At 39.2% G+C, this 15,607-nt stretch carries 14 protein-coding genes and 1 rRNA gene; 10 read left to right on the top strand and 5 right to left on the bottom strand.

Going from position 1 to position 15,607, the window contains the following annotated elements:
* Nucleotides 1-26: 26 nt before the first annotated feature.
* The 9 genes from I2E21_RS05795 to I2E21_RS05755 all read left to right on the top strand — a co-directional run bounded on the left by I2E21_RS05795 (nt 27) and on the right by I2E21_RS05755 (nt 8,267).
* The gene (locus tag I2E21_RS05795) at nt 27-809 is read left to right on the top strand and encodes an ABC transporter ATP-binding protein (protein ID WP_002610352.1); all 783 of its coding nucleotides are present in this window, start codon (nt 27-29) and stop codon (nt 807-809) included.
* The gene (locus tag I2E21_RS05790) at nt 799-2,949 is read left to right on the top strand and encodes an FtsX-like permease family protein (RefSeq protein WP_195410703.1); all 2,151 of its coding nucleotides are present in this window, start codon (nt 799-801) and stop codon (nt 2,947-2,949) included. Before I2E21_RS05795 ends, I2E21_RS05790 begins: the two co-directional genes overlap by 11 nt.
* 16 nt (nt 2,950-2,965) lie before the next feature.
* On the top strand, nt 2,966-3,670 hold the full coding sequence (locus I2E21_RS05785) for a response regulator transcription factor (protein WP_195410702.1): 705 nt from the start codon (nt 2,966-2,968) through the stop codon (nt 3,668-3,670).
* Complete coding sequence (locus I2E21_RS05780; protein ID WP_002610358.1) at nt 3,667-4,695, top strand: sensor histidine kinase; 1,029 nt, start codon at nt 3,667-3,669, stop codon at nt 4,693-4,695. Before I2E21_RS05785 ends, I2E21_RS05780 begins: the two co-directional genes overlap by 4 nt.
* Before the next feature lie 22 nt (nt 4,696-4,717).
* Nucleotides 4,718-5,215, top strand: a complete 498-nt coding sequence (locus tag I2E21_RS05775) for a hypothetical protein (protein ID WP_002610362.1) — start codon at nt 4,718-4,720, stop codon at nt 5,213-5,215.
* Between the two features lie 492 nt (nt 5,216-5,707).
* Nucleotides 5,708-6,148, top strand: coding sequence for a sigma-70 family RNA polymerase sigma factor (locus tag I2E21_RS05770; RefSeq protein WP_002610364.1), 441 nt, complete (start codon nt 5,708-5,710; stop codon nt 6,146-6,148).
* Nucleotides 6,132-6,383, top strand: coding sequence for a helix-turn-helix domain-containing protein (locus tag I2E21_RS05765; RefSeq protein ID WP_002610366.1), 252 nt, complete (start codon nt 6,132-6,134; stop codon nt 6,381-6,383). Before I2E21_RS05770 ends, I2E21_RS05765 begins: the two co-directional genes overlap by 17 nt.
* Nucleotides 6,384-6,789: 406 nt before the next feature.
* Complete coding sequence (locus tag I2E21_RS05760; RefSeq protein ID WP_002610370.1) at nt 6,790-6,993, top strand: excisionase; 204 nt, start codon at nt 6,790-6,792, stop codon at nt 6,991-6,993.
* An 80-nt stretch (nt 6,994-7,073) separates the two neighbouring features.
* Nucleotides 7,074-8,267: a site-specific integrase gene (locus I2E21_RS05755; protein ID WP_002610375.1), complete on the top strand. Its 1,194-nt coding sequence runs from the start codon at nt 7,074-7,076 to the stop codon at nt 8,265-8,267.
* Nucleotides 8,268-8,506: 239 nt separating this feature from the next.
* Here the strand turns inward: I2E21_RS05755 and I2E21_RS05750 are convergent, their stop codons facing one another.
* From I2E21_RS05750 to I2E21_RS05730, 5 genes are all read right to left on the bottom strand, one after another.
* The gene (locus I2E21_RS05750) at nt 8,507-9,388 is read right to left on the bottom strand and encodes a patatin-like phospholipase family protein (RefSeq protein ID WP_195410701.1); all 882 of its coding nucleotides are present in this window, start codon (nt 9,386-9,388) and stop codon (nt 8,507-8,509) included.
* A gap of 24 nt (nt 9,389-9,412) precedes the next feature.
* Nucleotides 9,413-11,128 (bottom strand): hypothetical protein, encoded by a 1,716-nt coding sequence (locus I2E21_RS05745; protein ID WP_195410700.1) that lies wholly within the window; start codon nt 11,126-11,128, stop codon nt 9,413-9,415.
* A gap of 285 nt (nt 11,129-11,413) precedes the next feature.
* Nucleotides 11,414-12,478, bottom strand: coding sequence for a histidinol-phosphate transaminase (gene hisC / locus I2E21_RS05740; RefSeq protein WP_195410699.1), 1,065 nt, complete (start codon nt 12,476-12,478; stop codon nt 11,414-11,416).
* A 269-nt stretch (nt 12,479-12,747) separates the two neighbouring features.
* Nucleotides 12,748-14,031, bottom strand: coding sequence for a peptidoglycan-binding protein (locus I2E21_RS05735; protein ID WP_195410698.1), 1,284 nt, complete (start codon nt 14,029-14,031; stop codon nt 12,748-12,750).
* Between the two features lie 13 nt (nt 14,032-14,044).
* Nucleotides 14,045-15,304, bottom strand: a complete 1,260-nt coding sequence (locus I2E21_RS05730; protein WP_022234321.1) for an ATP-binding protein — start codon at nt 15,302-15,304, stop codon at nt 14,045-14,047.
* A gap of 227 nt (nt 15,305-15,531) precedes the next feature.
* On the opposite strand from I2E21_RS05730, the gene rrf reads away from it, so the two are divergent.
* Nucleotides 15,532-15,607: ribosomal RNA gene (gene rrf / locus I2E21_RS05725) — 5S ribosomal RNA — on the top strand; the annotation flags it as partial.

The following is a 15,607-nucleotide window of genomic DNA, read 5'->3' as shown; positions in this document are numbered from 1 at the left end:
TAAGCAAAAAATGTGAGGTGTGAGATATGAATGATACAAAAAAACTATTAGAAGTACGCGACTTGCACAAAGCATATTCCAAAGAGGGGGTTCCAACAAAAGCACTAAACGGAATTACCTTTGATGTTCTGAATGGCGAATATTTGGGAATTATGGGAGCCAGCGGTTCTGGAAAAACAACATTGTTGAATTGTATTGCTACGGTCATTAAACCAACCTCTGGACAAATTTTACTTTCAGGTGCCAATATAAGCTCTTTTGATGGCACGAAGTTGGCTGAATATCGTGGCAACAAGATTGGTTATCTATTTCAAGATTTTGCTTTACTTGATAATCTAACTGGTAAAGAAAATATTATATTGCCTTTATCAATTCATAATATTGACATTGTTACAGCGGAAAAAAAGCTAAAAGATATAGCAGATTTTCTTGGAATTACAGACGTTCTTTCTAAATTTCCGTCACAAATGTCGGGCGGTCAAAAACAACGCGTAGCTGCTGCACGTAGTTTGATTTCTGACCCCGATATTATTTTGGCTGATGAACCTACAGGTGCATTAGATACAAAATCAGCACGTTTACTCATGGAGAAGTTACAGGAAATCAATCTTAGGCGTGGACGCACAATCCTAATGGTCACGCATGACCCTAACGCCGCGAGTTTCTGTTCTCGTATTTTGTTCATTCAAGACGGTGTTATTTTCCATGAGTTACGTCGTAAAATTCCAAATGAAACACAGGAAGATTTTTATGCACGTATTTTACAAGTGATGGCTCAAATGGGGGGAGGAAGTGCAAATGTTCTTTAATCTCACATGGCGAAACGCCAAACGGAGCCGTAGCGAAAACCTAATTTATTTTCTGACAATGATAACAGCCGTAGCAATGTTTTATATAGTGCTTTCTCTTGGACAACAGGACGTAATACGTTTTTTAAGTGAAATTGAGAGCGACGCAGTAGAACGGTTGCTTACTAATCTTTTACCGACGGTTTATCTTTGTGCTTTATTATTTGTGTTCTTTCTCGTAGTATTTGCAAACAAATATCAACTTGAATGTCGTAGTCGAGAACTGGGGCTTTATTTGATGTTTGGAATGACAAAGATTAAATTATTTATTCAAATAATGACAGAGGGGCTAATCACGTCGTTTTTAGCTCTTTTAGGAGGGCTTGTATGCGGTGGCTTTTTATCCGAAGCTATAAGTCTTACAACCGCGCGTTTAGTAGGGCATGGTATCATTACACACCAATTAAGTTTTTCTGTAAGTGCCGCTATTTTCACATCGTTAGGCTTCTTGATTATTCAGTTTGTAGCATTGTTTGTTCTATGCGGAAAGCTGTTCCGTAAAGAGCTACATCAACTTGTTTATGGAGAGATGGCGAAAAAGCAACGCACAGGGAATCCATATGTAAGTTTCGTATCGTTTGCTATAGGCACCGTAATTTTGCTTGTCGCGTACTGGATTGTTGTAGAGCATTTTATGGCTGCGAGTGGGGCAATGCTGCTTATTGCCGTTTTACTTGGAATTATCGGAACAATTCTATTTATTCGAGGACTTGCAAGAATTTTGAGTATATGGGCAGCTTCTATAAAACACAAAGCCACAAGAGGACTTTATGTATTTACTTTACGGCAGTTGCATGAAAATGTCGTTAATAAATATATTTCAATCAGCGTAGCGTCCATTCTGATGATGCTTACTATTATGTTAATTACCGACGGCTCAGTGCGCATAATGTCATATGGAAGTGAATTGACACGAGGTACTTCTGTTTATGACTTTACTGTAATGGGCAACGACCAAGTTGTTGAGAAGTATCTTTCCAACGAACAAATTCGTCCTTATGTATCAAATCTGAACCGTATGGAAATAGGAAATATAAAATCCACTGCTTCGGATGGGATAAGTTCTCCTGTTGATTGGTCGAAATTTAGGAAACAAATCGTGCAGCATTTACCTCAAGATGTAGTAGACCCTGCCACACAAGAAGATGGTATGTATAGTTTTGGCTCCGACCAACCTGCTGCCTTAAACCTTTTAGGTCTTATTGATACTGGTAGTTCTTCTCCTTATTTGCTTCCTGTATCTTCCTATAATCGGTTATTGGATGCCGCGGGAGAAAAACAGATTAGCCTTGGGAACAATGAAGTTGTCTATTATCTCAACCCAGATTTTTTAGGTAATGCTCAAGATGAAACGGTTACACTGTTAAATCAAATTGCAGCAGACGCACAGGCGAATAATGAAGCGTTGCTTTCTATCAACGAAAGACCATTTTATCTTGTTCCCTCTGTACCGATGAAAGGGTTGACCGCAGATGAAAATATCAAGATTATAACTGCATTGATTGTTTCAGATGAGATATATTCAGAATTTGTAAATTCAGACACTTGTATGGTTTATTGGAACTTTTGTATTCCTAATGAACTTGTTGAAACAAAAGGTTTAATGTTACCGATTATGGAAGCTCGTGATTTGTTAAAACCATCTGGTCTATATTACGAAAGCTATCTTAATAATTTTGGGCGACAATTATTTTATGTTATTTCCGGAAGTTATACAACACTATACATGGGATTTATGTTTTTGATTATTGCGTGTGCATTACTTGCCCTGCAATTCTTGACGCAAATGCAAACTACAAAATCAAGGTATCTAACACTCTCTATTTTAGGAGCACGACGTGAACAAATTAAGCGTTCTATCAACCAACAAGTATTATGGTATTTCCTGCTTCCTCTTATATTAGCGTGTATCAGCGGAGCAGTAGGGATATATGCCATGCAGCTATATTTATATTCAGGAGCGGCACACCTTGAACAGTCCTATCCTCTTTTAATTGCTATGGCTGTTATTGTTGTTCTTGTTATGGTAATTTACGGTGTGGCTGTTGCTCGAACAGCTAATCGTGAAATAGGAAAGCTCAATTACAAGCCCAATTCTTAACAGGCTTATAAATATTATGGGAAAGGAGGCGGACATATTGGCAAAGATAGTTGTGGTTGAAGATGATGTTTATATGCGAGAAGAACTGTTGAACTTATTAGAAAAATCGGGATATGATACGATTGGATTATCGGATTTTGAAAACGCAGTATCAGAAATAGCAGCATATTTTCCCGACTTAATTTTGCTTGACATCAATCTTCCCTTTCGTTCGGGTTTTGAAATATGTAAAGAGTTGAAAGCTAAACAGATTGGTACGGTACTCGTATTGACTGCAAGAGATAAATTGCAGGACGAACTGCACGCATTAGACTTGGGGGCTGATGACTATTTAACAAAACCTTGTAATATGTCACGTTTACTTGCCCGAATTAAAAATCTTCTTCGACGTAAAGAAGAACAGGTACAGCAAGGGTTACTTGATGGAGGTGTTTTTTTACTTGACCCGAATACCTTTACAATTTATGTAGGGAATAGCTCTTACCTTATGCCACCGAACGAAGGAAAAATATTACTTGCTCTCTTGAAAAATAGCCCTAAGATTGTTTCTAAAAAAGAATTATGCATTAGACTATGGGGAACAGAAGAATTTATAGACGAAAATGCATTACAAGTAAATTTTACTCGGCTGCGAAAAACGCTTCGTGAATTTGGTCTTGAAGAACGTATAGAAACAGTGCGCGGTCAAGGCTACCGCTTGAAAGAGCAGGTGCGCTTATGAATAAGTTGAAAATACTTTTAATCTATATTTCCTCTAACCGGGTATGGATTATTACACTTGCCTGTTTGGACTTGTTCTTTATATTTCTTGCTTGGTTGGCTAACCCTGATTATTTTATAAATTATGCTGCATTGATAATTTTTGTGTCATTTGCCGCACTTGCTATTCCTCTTGCTATATCAATCAGAAAACGTAACAAGGCAGACGCTATTTTTCGGCGTTTTCTATTAGAGCCGGACGATACCAACGAATACTTACTGTGTGAAGCTGTTCCCGCTGTAATACGCCCTCTTATCTGTGAATTGGGAAAACATTTGAGGACGCAGCAAGAATATATCAACGAACAGAAAATTACAGTTACAGACTATGAACACTATGTTGAAAATTGGGTGCATGAAATCAAAAAACCACTATCCCTTATGACCTTGCTACTGGATAATCGAAAAGATGAAATGTCCCCTTTGGTTCATACTCGTATGCTTTATGTACGCGACCATACCCGACAGGATATAGAACAAATTCTATACTTTTCAAGGCTTGGGGCTACACATAAGGATTACTCTTTTGAGTCGCTTTCAATTCTTGGAACTTGCCGTGAAGCAGTTGAAGATAATTTAACGCTTCTTGAAGAAGCCGGATTTTCTATTGAATATACCGAAAACGATTATCAAGTGATTTCTGACAAAAAAGGTCTGATGTTCATTTTAGGACAGATAATCAGTAATAGTGTGAAATATGTGGGAAACAACCTTGCCCCACGGCTCATATTTTCCATAGCTGATAGTATGAATAGTGAACAGATTTCTTTATCTATCAAAGACAACGGCACAAGCATACCATTGTCTGACTTACCCTTTGTTTTCGACAAGGGGTTTACCGGAGATACGGGCAGTTACCTTAGTCGTTCTACAGGTATGGGCTTATACCTTGTTCAGAAAATGGCAACTGACTTATTTATCACGGTGGAGCTTAAAAACAATTCATACGGTGGAACAACCGTAACCTTGACGTTTCCAAAAGTGTAACGTCTATTTGGGAGGTAGTGAAATGCAGTTACAGAATGAAATAGTAAAAAAGCACACGCCAATAAAAAGCTTGCTCATTGATTGGTTAATTATATTTGGAACGTATCTTTTTATCCGCATATTCTTTGCCCTCTTTGGGCTTCATCAGAATATTGTCCTCTTGGGCTGTTGCCTTGCGATATTGCCCTATCTTTTTGGGGCGTTATATTTACAGAAATCCCACAAGCAATGTCAATTATGGCTTGCTGCATTGGCTATTTTAATACCGTCGGTTGTTGAAAAAGCAGCAATATATTTATTTGGTGCGTACTTATACAATTTAAGACCGATAAATGTTGTAGGAGTTATGGAAGCGATTAAGAGTAACGCACCATATACAAACTTCATTAAAAATCAATCAGCACAGAATTTAATAAATCTATCATATTTTAATTGGACATATATTCTATGCAGTATAGCTATTTCTGTTTTGGTTATCCTGCTTTTACATAAGACAAAACAAAAAAGTAATAAAGGATAATGAGAAATTTTTGAAATTGACATAGTATAGAACATCTGCCGGACGACGGCAAAGAAAAAAAGCCGTCGCAACGCAGACAGGTTTTCACGCGCCTATTCTATTTCGGCGGCTTTGATTTTCAGAGCCGCCGTTTCTTTTTATCTATCTAAATTCTAACGATAACTCTCCTACTAGATAAAGACATGGCGGTATCAAGGAGGTATCGTCATGTCCTTTTTCCTATGCCCTAATAGACTGTTATCAAAAAAAGCCATTACCCGCCAACGGGTTATTCTGGCTACATAGATGAACTCACAAATCATACATATACTTTTGATAATTCCTTTGCGCCTGTCTGCAATTTGCAGACGGGCGCATTTTGTATTTTATCAAAAAACTTTTTCAAAAAATTTCTAAAACCAACGTCCATTTTGAAGTGCGTTGGTTTGAGGGTTTACGAAAGGGGACATTTCAAACTCCACCGCTTTCGCGGCAGCGAAAGGAGGTGAGAACATGAACGAGCCTATTCGTACCCAATGGCAAATCCGTTGTGCTTTTAACGGCTTTTGCAAACTGGCGTTGAAGCGAGAAGCTATGAATGCCCACAGGGACACAAAGCAGCGACAATTACGCGAGGTTACTTTTTCTGACCTGTCGCCACTGGAAGAAAAACAGCTCTACGTCTGCGACGAGTATTTTGCAGATGATGAAGCAGAACAGTCTTTCGTTGTCGGCGGCAAAGAAATTACTGCGAAGCTGCTTGCCGAAGCCCTGCACAGTTTGCCGGAAGAAAAGCGGGAAACCGTACTGCTGTATTATTTCTTTGACATGAGCGAACGCGAGATTGCAAAGTTTTGTAATCTGTCAAGGACAACGGTACAGTCCCGCCGGACAAGCTCAATGAAGCTGTTAAAACGCTATTTGGAGGAAAAAGCCTATGACTGCACAGATTAGTAAATCAGAACAGGACGAACGCGGCTTGTTGCCTTACCCGGTAATCATAGCCGCTACTAAGGGCGACCCGGAAGCTATGAACATTGTCGTACAGCATTACGAAAGCTACATAGCGTCCCTGTCTATGCGAAAGCTGCGTGATGAGCGCGGAAATATCTATTGGGGCATAGATGAGGATATACGCGACCGCTTGCGTTCGCGTCTTATGCGGGCTGTCCTTTCATTCAAGGTTTGAGATAACCACAAGCAGCGTCCCCCTTTCCGCTGCCTGTTGACTTGACCTTGCTTGCTCTTTGACAAAGAAAGCGACGCAAGATAACGGCGACGCAGTATAGGGCAAATCGGATACGTCCTTTTTGCGTTGAGCCATACGGCAGGTGCGCCATGACGCTTTTCTTCTATTGGAGAAAGTCGAGCGACCACCACGCCGGGGAACAAGTGTAGCGGCTTGTGGGCGACGACACGCACTAAGGGTAGACAAGCCTTTATAGCCATAGTCCGAGCGTTAAAAGCGTCGCAGGCATTGGGTAGAGCTGCCTTAACGGGCAGGGGTGGAACTCCCGCGAGGTTGTGCTAACAGCCGTCCGATTAAAGCCCCTTTTACTATTCACTTTTCCTAATATTGAAAGGGGGACGATACTATGAGTAACGCCGACGTGCCTATTTGGGAAAAATACACGCTTACGATAGATGAAGCAGCTAAATACTTCCGTATCGGAGAAAACAAGCTGCGTAAATTAGCCGAGGAAAATCCTGCCGCCGGGTGGGTTATTATGAACGGCAACCGTATTCAAATCAAGCGCAAACAGTTTGAAAAAATGATTGATACCATAGACACAATCTGATAGTGAAATTGAGCCTTGAATGTGCTATAATGGGATAAGCATATCAAGGCTCTTTCCGTCTTGGAAAGGAGCATTGAAAAATGTCAAAGAAAAGACGTGACAGCAAAAATCGAGTTTTGCGGTCGGGAGAGAGCCAGAGAAAAGACGGAAGATATGCTTACAAATATATAGATACCTTTGGTAATCCGCAGTTTGTGTATGCGTGGAAGTTAGTACCTACGGACAAGACCCCTGCCGGAAAGCGTGAGGATATATCCCTACGAGAAAAGGTAAAAGAGATACAGAAAGACCTTGACGACGGGATAGACACCATAGGCAAGAAAATGACGGTCTGCCAACTTTATGCAAAGCAGATACGCCACCGGGGAAATGTAAGGTACAATACGAAAAACGGACGCAAGCGGCTGATGAAGCTACTGGAAGAAGATAAACTTGGGGGCTGCCCGATTGACAGCGTGAAGCTGTCCGACGCGAAAGAATGGGCAATCCGCATGAAAGAAAAAGGAATTTCCTATAAGACTATCAGTAATGACAAGCGTTCCTTGAAAGCTGCCTTTTACACAGCGATACAGGACGATTGCATAAGGAAAAATCCTTTTGACTTCCAGTTAAACACTGTCATTGAAGATGATACAGAACCAAAGGTTCCGCTAACACCAGCGCAGGAAGAAAGTTTTTTGTCCTTTGCTCAAAATGACAAAGTTTATCAGAAGTATTATGACGAGCTTATTATTTTGCTTGGGACAGGGCTTCGTATCTCTGAACTTTGCGGGCTGACCGATACTGACATTAACTTTGAGAATAGGATAATCAATGTAGACCACCAACTTTTAAGAAGTGCGGAAACAGGATATTACATTGAAACACCAAAAACGAAAAGCGGTATTCGTCAAATTCCAATGAGCGAAAAAGTATATGAAGCATTTAACCGAGTGCTGAAACGGCGCAGGGGTGCAAAAGCTGTTACTATTGACGGTTACAGCAACTTCCTTTTCCTCAACCGGGACGGCTACCCGAAAACAGCTACCAATTATGACGGTATGTTTAGGGGGCTTGCAAAGAAGTACAACAAGTACCATGAGGAAGCTCTACCGAAAGTAATGACACCGCACACCTTACGTCATACGTTCTGTACCAACATGGCAAATGCCGGAATGAACCCGAAAGCATTACAGTACATTATGGGACATTCCAACATTACTATGACGCTGAACTATTACGCACACGCTACTTTCGACAGCGCAAAAGCTGAAATGCTGCGGATAGCAGCTTAGTAGTAAATCAAGGTTTTACTACTTCTTTACTACTTTTGAAAGCAAAAACCTAAGCGGATATAAAAATATATGTGAGTTTCTTCCGATACGAAAAATGCCGGAAAAGCCTGTAAATACGGGCTATACCGGCATATAAGAACTTCTAAAAAGATAATCAAAATTCATATCTAATTTTAATAAAAAATCTGATAACAAGATAAAAATTACGGCTGTTGCTTAAATCGCAACAGCCGTTTAATTTATCCAAAAACTTTTAAAATCTCGTCCTTATGAGCCATAATTGCATCATACCCCTCTTGAATAGTATCGTCAACACTGTCGATAGAAAAAAGGGCGGTATTTTCATTCTTTATCTGCACGGCGAGGTCGGCAAGCTTCATTGATTCTCTGGTACTGTCAATTGAATACACATCGAGAGCACGCCATATAACCTTGATAAGTCCGTCAAGGCCTGCGTCCGGTTTATACTGCAAAATATCAAATCCGATTGCAAGCACCTTGCCTACGCCCATATCCTTTAACACTCTTACAGGCAGGTTATCCTTTGAACCGCCGTCAACAAAGTCATATTCTTTATACGGGCAGGTTGTGTAAATTGCAGGAAACGACATACTCGCTCTTACCGCAACATCGAGCGGAACATCTGTAAGATAGTGTATATGCTCTCTCTCAAGGTGTTCGTCATAGGTTGTAAAAATACATTCGTCTGTTGTCATTGTGTCAACGGTACAGACAGAAAGATTAATCGGCAAAGACTTAAAATCATTTTCAAGTCCCTTTGAGGCAAGCACTTCTTTTACAACATCAGAAATTATTTCACCGTTTTTTATGCCGTTTTTCTGAATTTTTTTATAAACGATAAACTGCGCAAGTGCCTTGAATATAAGTCCGTTGTCAATTTCGGCAAGAATTTTCCAATATTTTTTTGCTACCTCGTGCATTTCTTTCGGTTCAAGCCCCATAGCAACCAACATTGCCATAATCGAACCCGAGCTTGTTCCCGAAACATATTCGGGTCTTATACCAATTTCATATAAAGCGGTTACCGCACCGATGTGCGCAATACCCTGCAATCCGCCGCCTGAAAAAACAAATCCAATCGCATCTTTTCTGTCTTTCATAATTTTTCGCAATCCTTATCTTTATTAATAAAATTTGTACACATTACAATAAGATTCGGTTTCCACAAAGTAATCGTACCAATTGTAAAACTCGTCAAAGCTGTAATCCTTTGAAATCAAGTCATAATTCTTGAATTTTGTATTCTCTGTAATATACTTAATTACCTTGTCTTTGTCGGCAAGTCTTGAAATATAAACTGTAATTTCCTTTTCATTTGCAAGCTTTTCATCTGTTTTAAGCGCCTGCATACTGTCGGTCTTTTTCTTTTCACTGCCGTTATTCATATAACCGTCCATAAACTCGGTAATCTTTCCGTTGGTAATTACTCCCCTCTTCTCTGCAAAATCTTCAAGTTCATCTGCAAGAGCAGGAGAAAAATCAGCCGTCTGAACAATCATAGTTTCATCGTAATTTGCAAGCTTGTCAATGCTCTTGTTCCACTCCAGCATTGCAGTGCCGACAAATACGCATTTAGAAGTCTGCGGAGTGTAAAGCTCCGTCTTTACACCGTACATATAGTACGGCTTTACAGTGATATATCCGATTGCACAGGTAACCGCAAGGCAAATCGGTACGGCTGTTGTGAGCCATTTTTTGCCCGTAACTCTTGTAAATTTAATAAGTGCAAGCACAAATATAGTTACAAGCATCGGCAAAGACGCCATAATGTAGCGGTCGCTGTTAAACGGAGAAACAAGCGAAATTGCAACAAAATAAACAAGTGACGGAACAAAAGCCATAAATGCGGTACGAGAAAGTTTTTCCTTTCTGACAAAGCGCAGGTAAATCCAAAAACCGATAAGAGCAACACTGCAGAGAGCAAGCAGCCATATTTGATTTAAGAACACATCTTTGGCAAGCACCTGAATGTATGTGCCGATTTTATACGCAAAATAAGTAACAACGGTAATCGGGTCAATTGAAATGCTAAGCGAACCGAAACCACGGTTGCCGCCGAGCACATTCGTAATGATGTACGGATAAATACAAAGTGCCGCCGCACTGCCGAGAACAGCAGTAATTATGTACTTTATTAAATCCTTTATGTTTCTTTCCTTAATTTGAAACACAAGCATAATAAGACCTGTAAGTCCCTCAAACAAGATGAAGTAATACTGCGTAAGCGTGCCAAGCAATGTTATAAGCCCTAAAATCAAGAAATCAGTTAATTTTGCGGTATTTTTTCTCTCATAGATTTTCAGGTTCATATAAATCATTGAAAGCACAAAAAATGTAAGCGTTGCGTACATTCTCAAATAAATAGTCATTGTAGTACAGGCAATACTGAACGCAAAAGCGCCTGTCGCTATGAGGGCATAGAGATTATTTTTTGTAATTCTCTTTACGATTTTAAACAGCATAATCAAAATGCCTGCCATTGCAAGAACATTTATCGAAAACGCAAAATATCTTGAAAATTGATTTGGAAACAGCGAGCATACAGTATGCACAAGTCCGTAGTAAAAAGGCGGATGAGAAGCGTCAATTATTTGATTTTCATAAACCTGTTCATAATTAAAGCGGTCACCGTCCGATACGGAAAGATAGTCGATAAAATCGGCACCGCTGTTCCATTCACCGTCAGTTTTGAGTGTATTAGCCGAATTTGCGAGATTATATGTCAAAAGCTCATCCTCGTGATAGCCCTGTTTGTTCATCATAAAAACAGTGCTTAGCGCAAGGCTTAAAACTATGACAACAGCAAGAAAAATTCTTGATTTTTTGTCTGAAATATTCATATATTACCTCATATTTTTATCCGTTCTGAATTTTAAAAAATATTATACCAAAATTTTACCATATAGTAAACATACAAAACATTGGTTTTTATATGTAATTTTTCAAATATTTACTGTGCTTTAGCTAAACAAGAGCAAAAACAATGTACCATTATTTATTTTAACGAACGAATGTGACTTTTGCGTTACAAAGAAAAAATTATTTTGTATAAAAATGAAGCCGACACAGATGTTTTTATTTTATAGGTTAAATCCCGTTTTTCAAAAAATACTTAATAAATTCTCTTATATAAAAAACTCTTTCATTGCCGCAATCATCTTATCCATTTCTTCATCTGTACCTATAGAAATTCTTAAGTAGTTATCAATTCTCGGAACATTAAAATATCTGATAAAAATTTTCTTGGTTTTCAGATATTCAAATATTTCTTTTGCGGAATATTCTTTATGCGTGGCAAAAAGAAAGTTTGTTGCGCTCTTTTTTACATCAAAGCCAAGCGTAATGAGTTCATCCCTTACCCTCTCTCTTGTAGCGATAACCTTATTAACACATTCCTTAAAGTATTCCTCGTCATTCACAGACGCAGTACCGACCTCAAGTGCAATGCTGTCCATAACATATGAATTGTATGAATTTTTAACGGTTTCAAGCGTAGCAATCAACTCTTCACTGCCGATTGCAAAGCCGATACGCATACCTGCGAGTGAGCGTGATTTTGAAAAAGTTTGGGTAACAAGGAGATTTTCGTACTTCTTTGTAAGCTCAACGGCAGACTCTCCGCCAAAGTCAACATAAGCCTCGTCAATAATAACAACGCTGTCGGGATTATGCTCAACAATGTCGATTACAAAGTCAAGCGGTTTGCAAATGCTCGTCGGCGCATTCGGGTTAGGAATAATAATACCGCCGTTCTCCGTATAGTAATCTTCGGCGTGAATTTCAAAATTTTCGTCAACAGGGATTGTCTTGTACGGAATTTTTATAAGCGAACACCATACAGGATAAAAAGAATAGGTAATATCAGGATATAAAATCGGCTTATCAGAATTAAAGAAAGCCATAAAAGACAATGCTATTACATCATCCGAGCCGTTGCCGACAAATACATTATTTCTGTTTACATTATATCTTTGAGCAATGGCATCTTTTAAAATTATCGAATCCGAATTAGGATATTTTTTTAGCCCATCACTGTTCTGTGCGTATTTTTCAAAAACTTTTTTAACCTGCGGTGACGGCGGATAGGGATTTTCGTTTGCGTTAAGTTTAATCATATCCTTATCGTTTGACTGTTCACCTGCTACATACGGTTTTATTTTTATAAGATTTTCTCTCCATTTTCCCTGCATTTTGATTTCTCCTTTTACCTTTTATAAATATTTTTTAACAATCGGGCAATAGCCTTTGAAATCAACGGATTATCCGCCCCGAAAAAAAGTTTGTCAGCCTAAAAAGGCTTAACCTGAATTTTTAAATTATTTTGCTTAACCCGTGCGCTAAGCCATAATTTATCCCAACTTTTGATAAAGAACCACAAAATTTTTCTTAAATTCCAAAACAGGTCACGAAAAATCGTGACCTGTAATTAACTGTGTACATTGTAAACAGCGAAAAAGCGTTAAGCCTTTGCCTTGGCGTCACTCTTAAAGAGTGCTATAAGAGTTTTATTATCCGCTGTGCCTGACTGTTTAAGTCCGCTCGCTTTTTGGAAATCTTTTACAGCCTTTTGAGTAACTTCGCCGTAATAACCCGTCACATTATCCTTATCTGTAATGTAACCGAGGTCAAACAAACGCTGCTGCATAGCCTTTACATTATCGTTTTCATCGTCAAGTTTAAGTGAAAGACCGCTTACCTTTATTTTGTATTGGCTTTCAACCGAACCGTTTGCATTTGCGGCAGTTGTTGCAGCCTGCGTGGTTGTCTGTGTATTTGATGCCGATTTTGTAGCTGTTGTTGCACCCTCAACGGCTGACGGAACAACCGATTCGGAGGTTGCGTCCGTATTTTTCTTAAGTCTGTCGGGATACATAAAGTTCATAATCTTATTCAATGTAAAAAGTGAAGTTGTACCCATTCTGCTGATTTCTTCCTGTGAAATCATAAGAGTTTGTTTATTCTTAACAGCTTTTAATCCCTTAAGGTCAGAGTCATTCTTAATAAACTGCAAAGTTGCGTCATCGTCATACAATATATAATCCGGATTTGCAATCTTTAAAATTTTTGTGTCAATCTCGCTTTCGGATACATTTACAGCGGCATTTACCGCACCTGTGTATCCCAAAAGCATATCGCCGTATGTTCCGCTGTGGAGAGTATGGAGCTTATCTCCCTCAAGGTACAAATAGCAAATTGTTTTGGAAACATTGCTGTTGACTTCGGCTTTGTAAGTTTTCATGGTGTCAATTAAATCCTTATAAGAATCTTCACCTGTTTTTGCTCCGTCAACAGAACCGCCAAGAATCTTTCCGAGAGTAAGATACACGGTTTCAAGCTCTGTTGTGGTTTCGGGTGAAGCAACATTTAGCACCATAATACCTGCGTCGGTAAGCTCTTTCTTTGCATTTTCGTCAAGTGTGTCATCTGCAAAAACAATATCGGTTGCATACGATTTGATTTTTTCAACATCAGGATTTGCAGCCGAACCCACACTCGGTGCCACCGATAAAAAGTTTTGAGTAACCTCGTCACTTCTGCCTACCATTTTTTTGGCATAACCTAAATAAGAAATAATGTCTGCCGTTTCGTCAGAAAGTACAACAATATCTTTTGGCTCGGTTTCTATAGTAATATCCGCAACAGATACAGGATAGTTTTTATTGTCGCCGCTACAGCCCGCAAGTCCCGCACAAGCTGAAACAGCAAGTGCCGACGCAAGGAATACTGAAACAATTTTCTTCATTATTTACCTCCGTTTATTTAGCAAATAGAGATTCAATATAATGCTTTGCACATCTCGGTGAACGACCGCCTCTTGAAAGTGCAAAACGCTCTGCGCCTGCCTCAAGCTCTTCTTCTGTAAGATTAACTCCGTTTTCTTTGGCAAGAGCAAAAACAATGTCAAGAAATTCTTTCTTTGACGGAGCAGAATAACATACCGACAAACCGAAACGGTCTGAAAGCGAGAGTGTTTCCTGCATATTATCACGGGTGTTGATATCATCATCCGTACGGTCGGCAAAGCTTTCCTTAACAAGATGACGACGGTTAGATGTCGCATAAATAAGCGCATTGTCAGGACGAGCCGCAATACCGCCCTCAAGCACCGCTTTCAATGTCGTGTAACTCTGATCCTGCTTTTGGAAAGAAAGGTCATCAATAAATATAATAAACTTCATAGGCAGAGTTGCAATCTTATCAACCAGAATCGGGAAGTCGATAAGTCTTTCCTTTGGAATTTCAACAATTCTCAAGCCGTCTTTGCGGAATTCATTTGCAATGGCTTTAACGGTAGAACTTTTACCTGTACCCATATCGCCGTAAAGCAGGCAGTTATTGCAAGCCTTACCCTCAATAAAGGATTTTGTATTGCCGACAACGATGTCACGCTGTCTTTCGTAGCCTGTAAATGAATCCATATCGATTTTATCGGGGTGCAAAACAGGCTGAATATCGCCGTCACGCCAAATAAACGCCTTATAACGGGCAAAAATACCGCAGCCGTTTTCTTTATAATACTTAGCTACCTTTTCAAGCGAACCGTCAAACATCTTAAAGCTCTCTGCACACTCGCCGCACTCCCATTTTGGAAGATGCTCGGCAACATAGCCCATATCGGCAACGGTTGCCAAATCATTTGATGCGCAATAGCACTGAATAAGCTCTTGAGAAGTAAGTGAAGCAGCATTTAAAATAGCCTGACAGTCACGCTTTACGGCTTTTAAAAGATTGTCGGGAAGTGTGTTGTACTTACCGGCAGCCGCAGCTCTTGTAAAGCAGTTTTCATCAAACAATGCAGCCTCGGTAAATGCATAGGCAAGGCGATTGCTACAGCCTCTTTCACTGATAAGAGAGAAAAACTCGCCGTATGCGTTTAAAAACTCCTCGGGCTTTTTGTCCATAGAATTTAATAATTTGTAATATGCCTTTGGTACGCTTCTGTTTAAAATTCCTCTGAAAATCGAGAGGGACGAAAGCGAAAATAAAATTTCTTTTGCTTTATTCATAATCATCATTCCATTCCTCTTAATTGTACGACTTTTTTCGTTTTAAGTCAATATTTCCTCAAAAAATATGACTTTGTTTTAATTATCAAAAGTGAAAAACAAACAAAAAATGTATTGCATATTGTTACCTTTTTGCTTTATTTGCAATAATTTAAAAAAATTCAAAAAAAGTGTTGACAAATACAATTTAATGCTGTATAATACCAAATGTTCTCTTGTGAGGACACAATTAAACAGTTGGTGTTGATGACGCTGAGGGTCCACCTGTTCCCATACCGAACACAGAAGTTAAGCTCAGTGGTGCCGAAAATA

The organism is Ruminococcus sp. BSD2780120874_150323_B10 (assembly GCF_015553695.1).
Lineage (GTDB): Bacteria > Bacillota > Clostridia > Oscillospirales > Acutalibacteraceae > Ruminococcoides > Ruminococcoides intestinale_A.
Note: the sequence above shows the minus strand (reverse complement) of the source record. Positions and strands in the feature narration are given on the sequence as shown.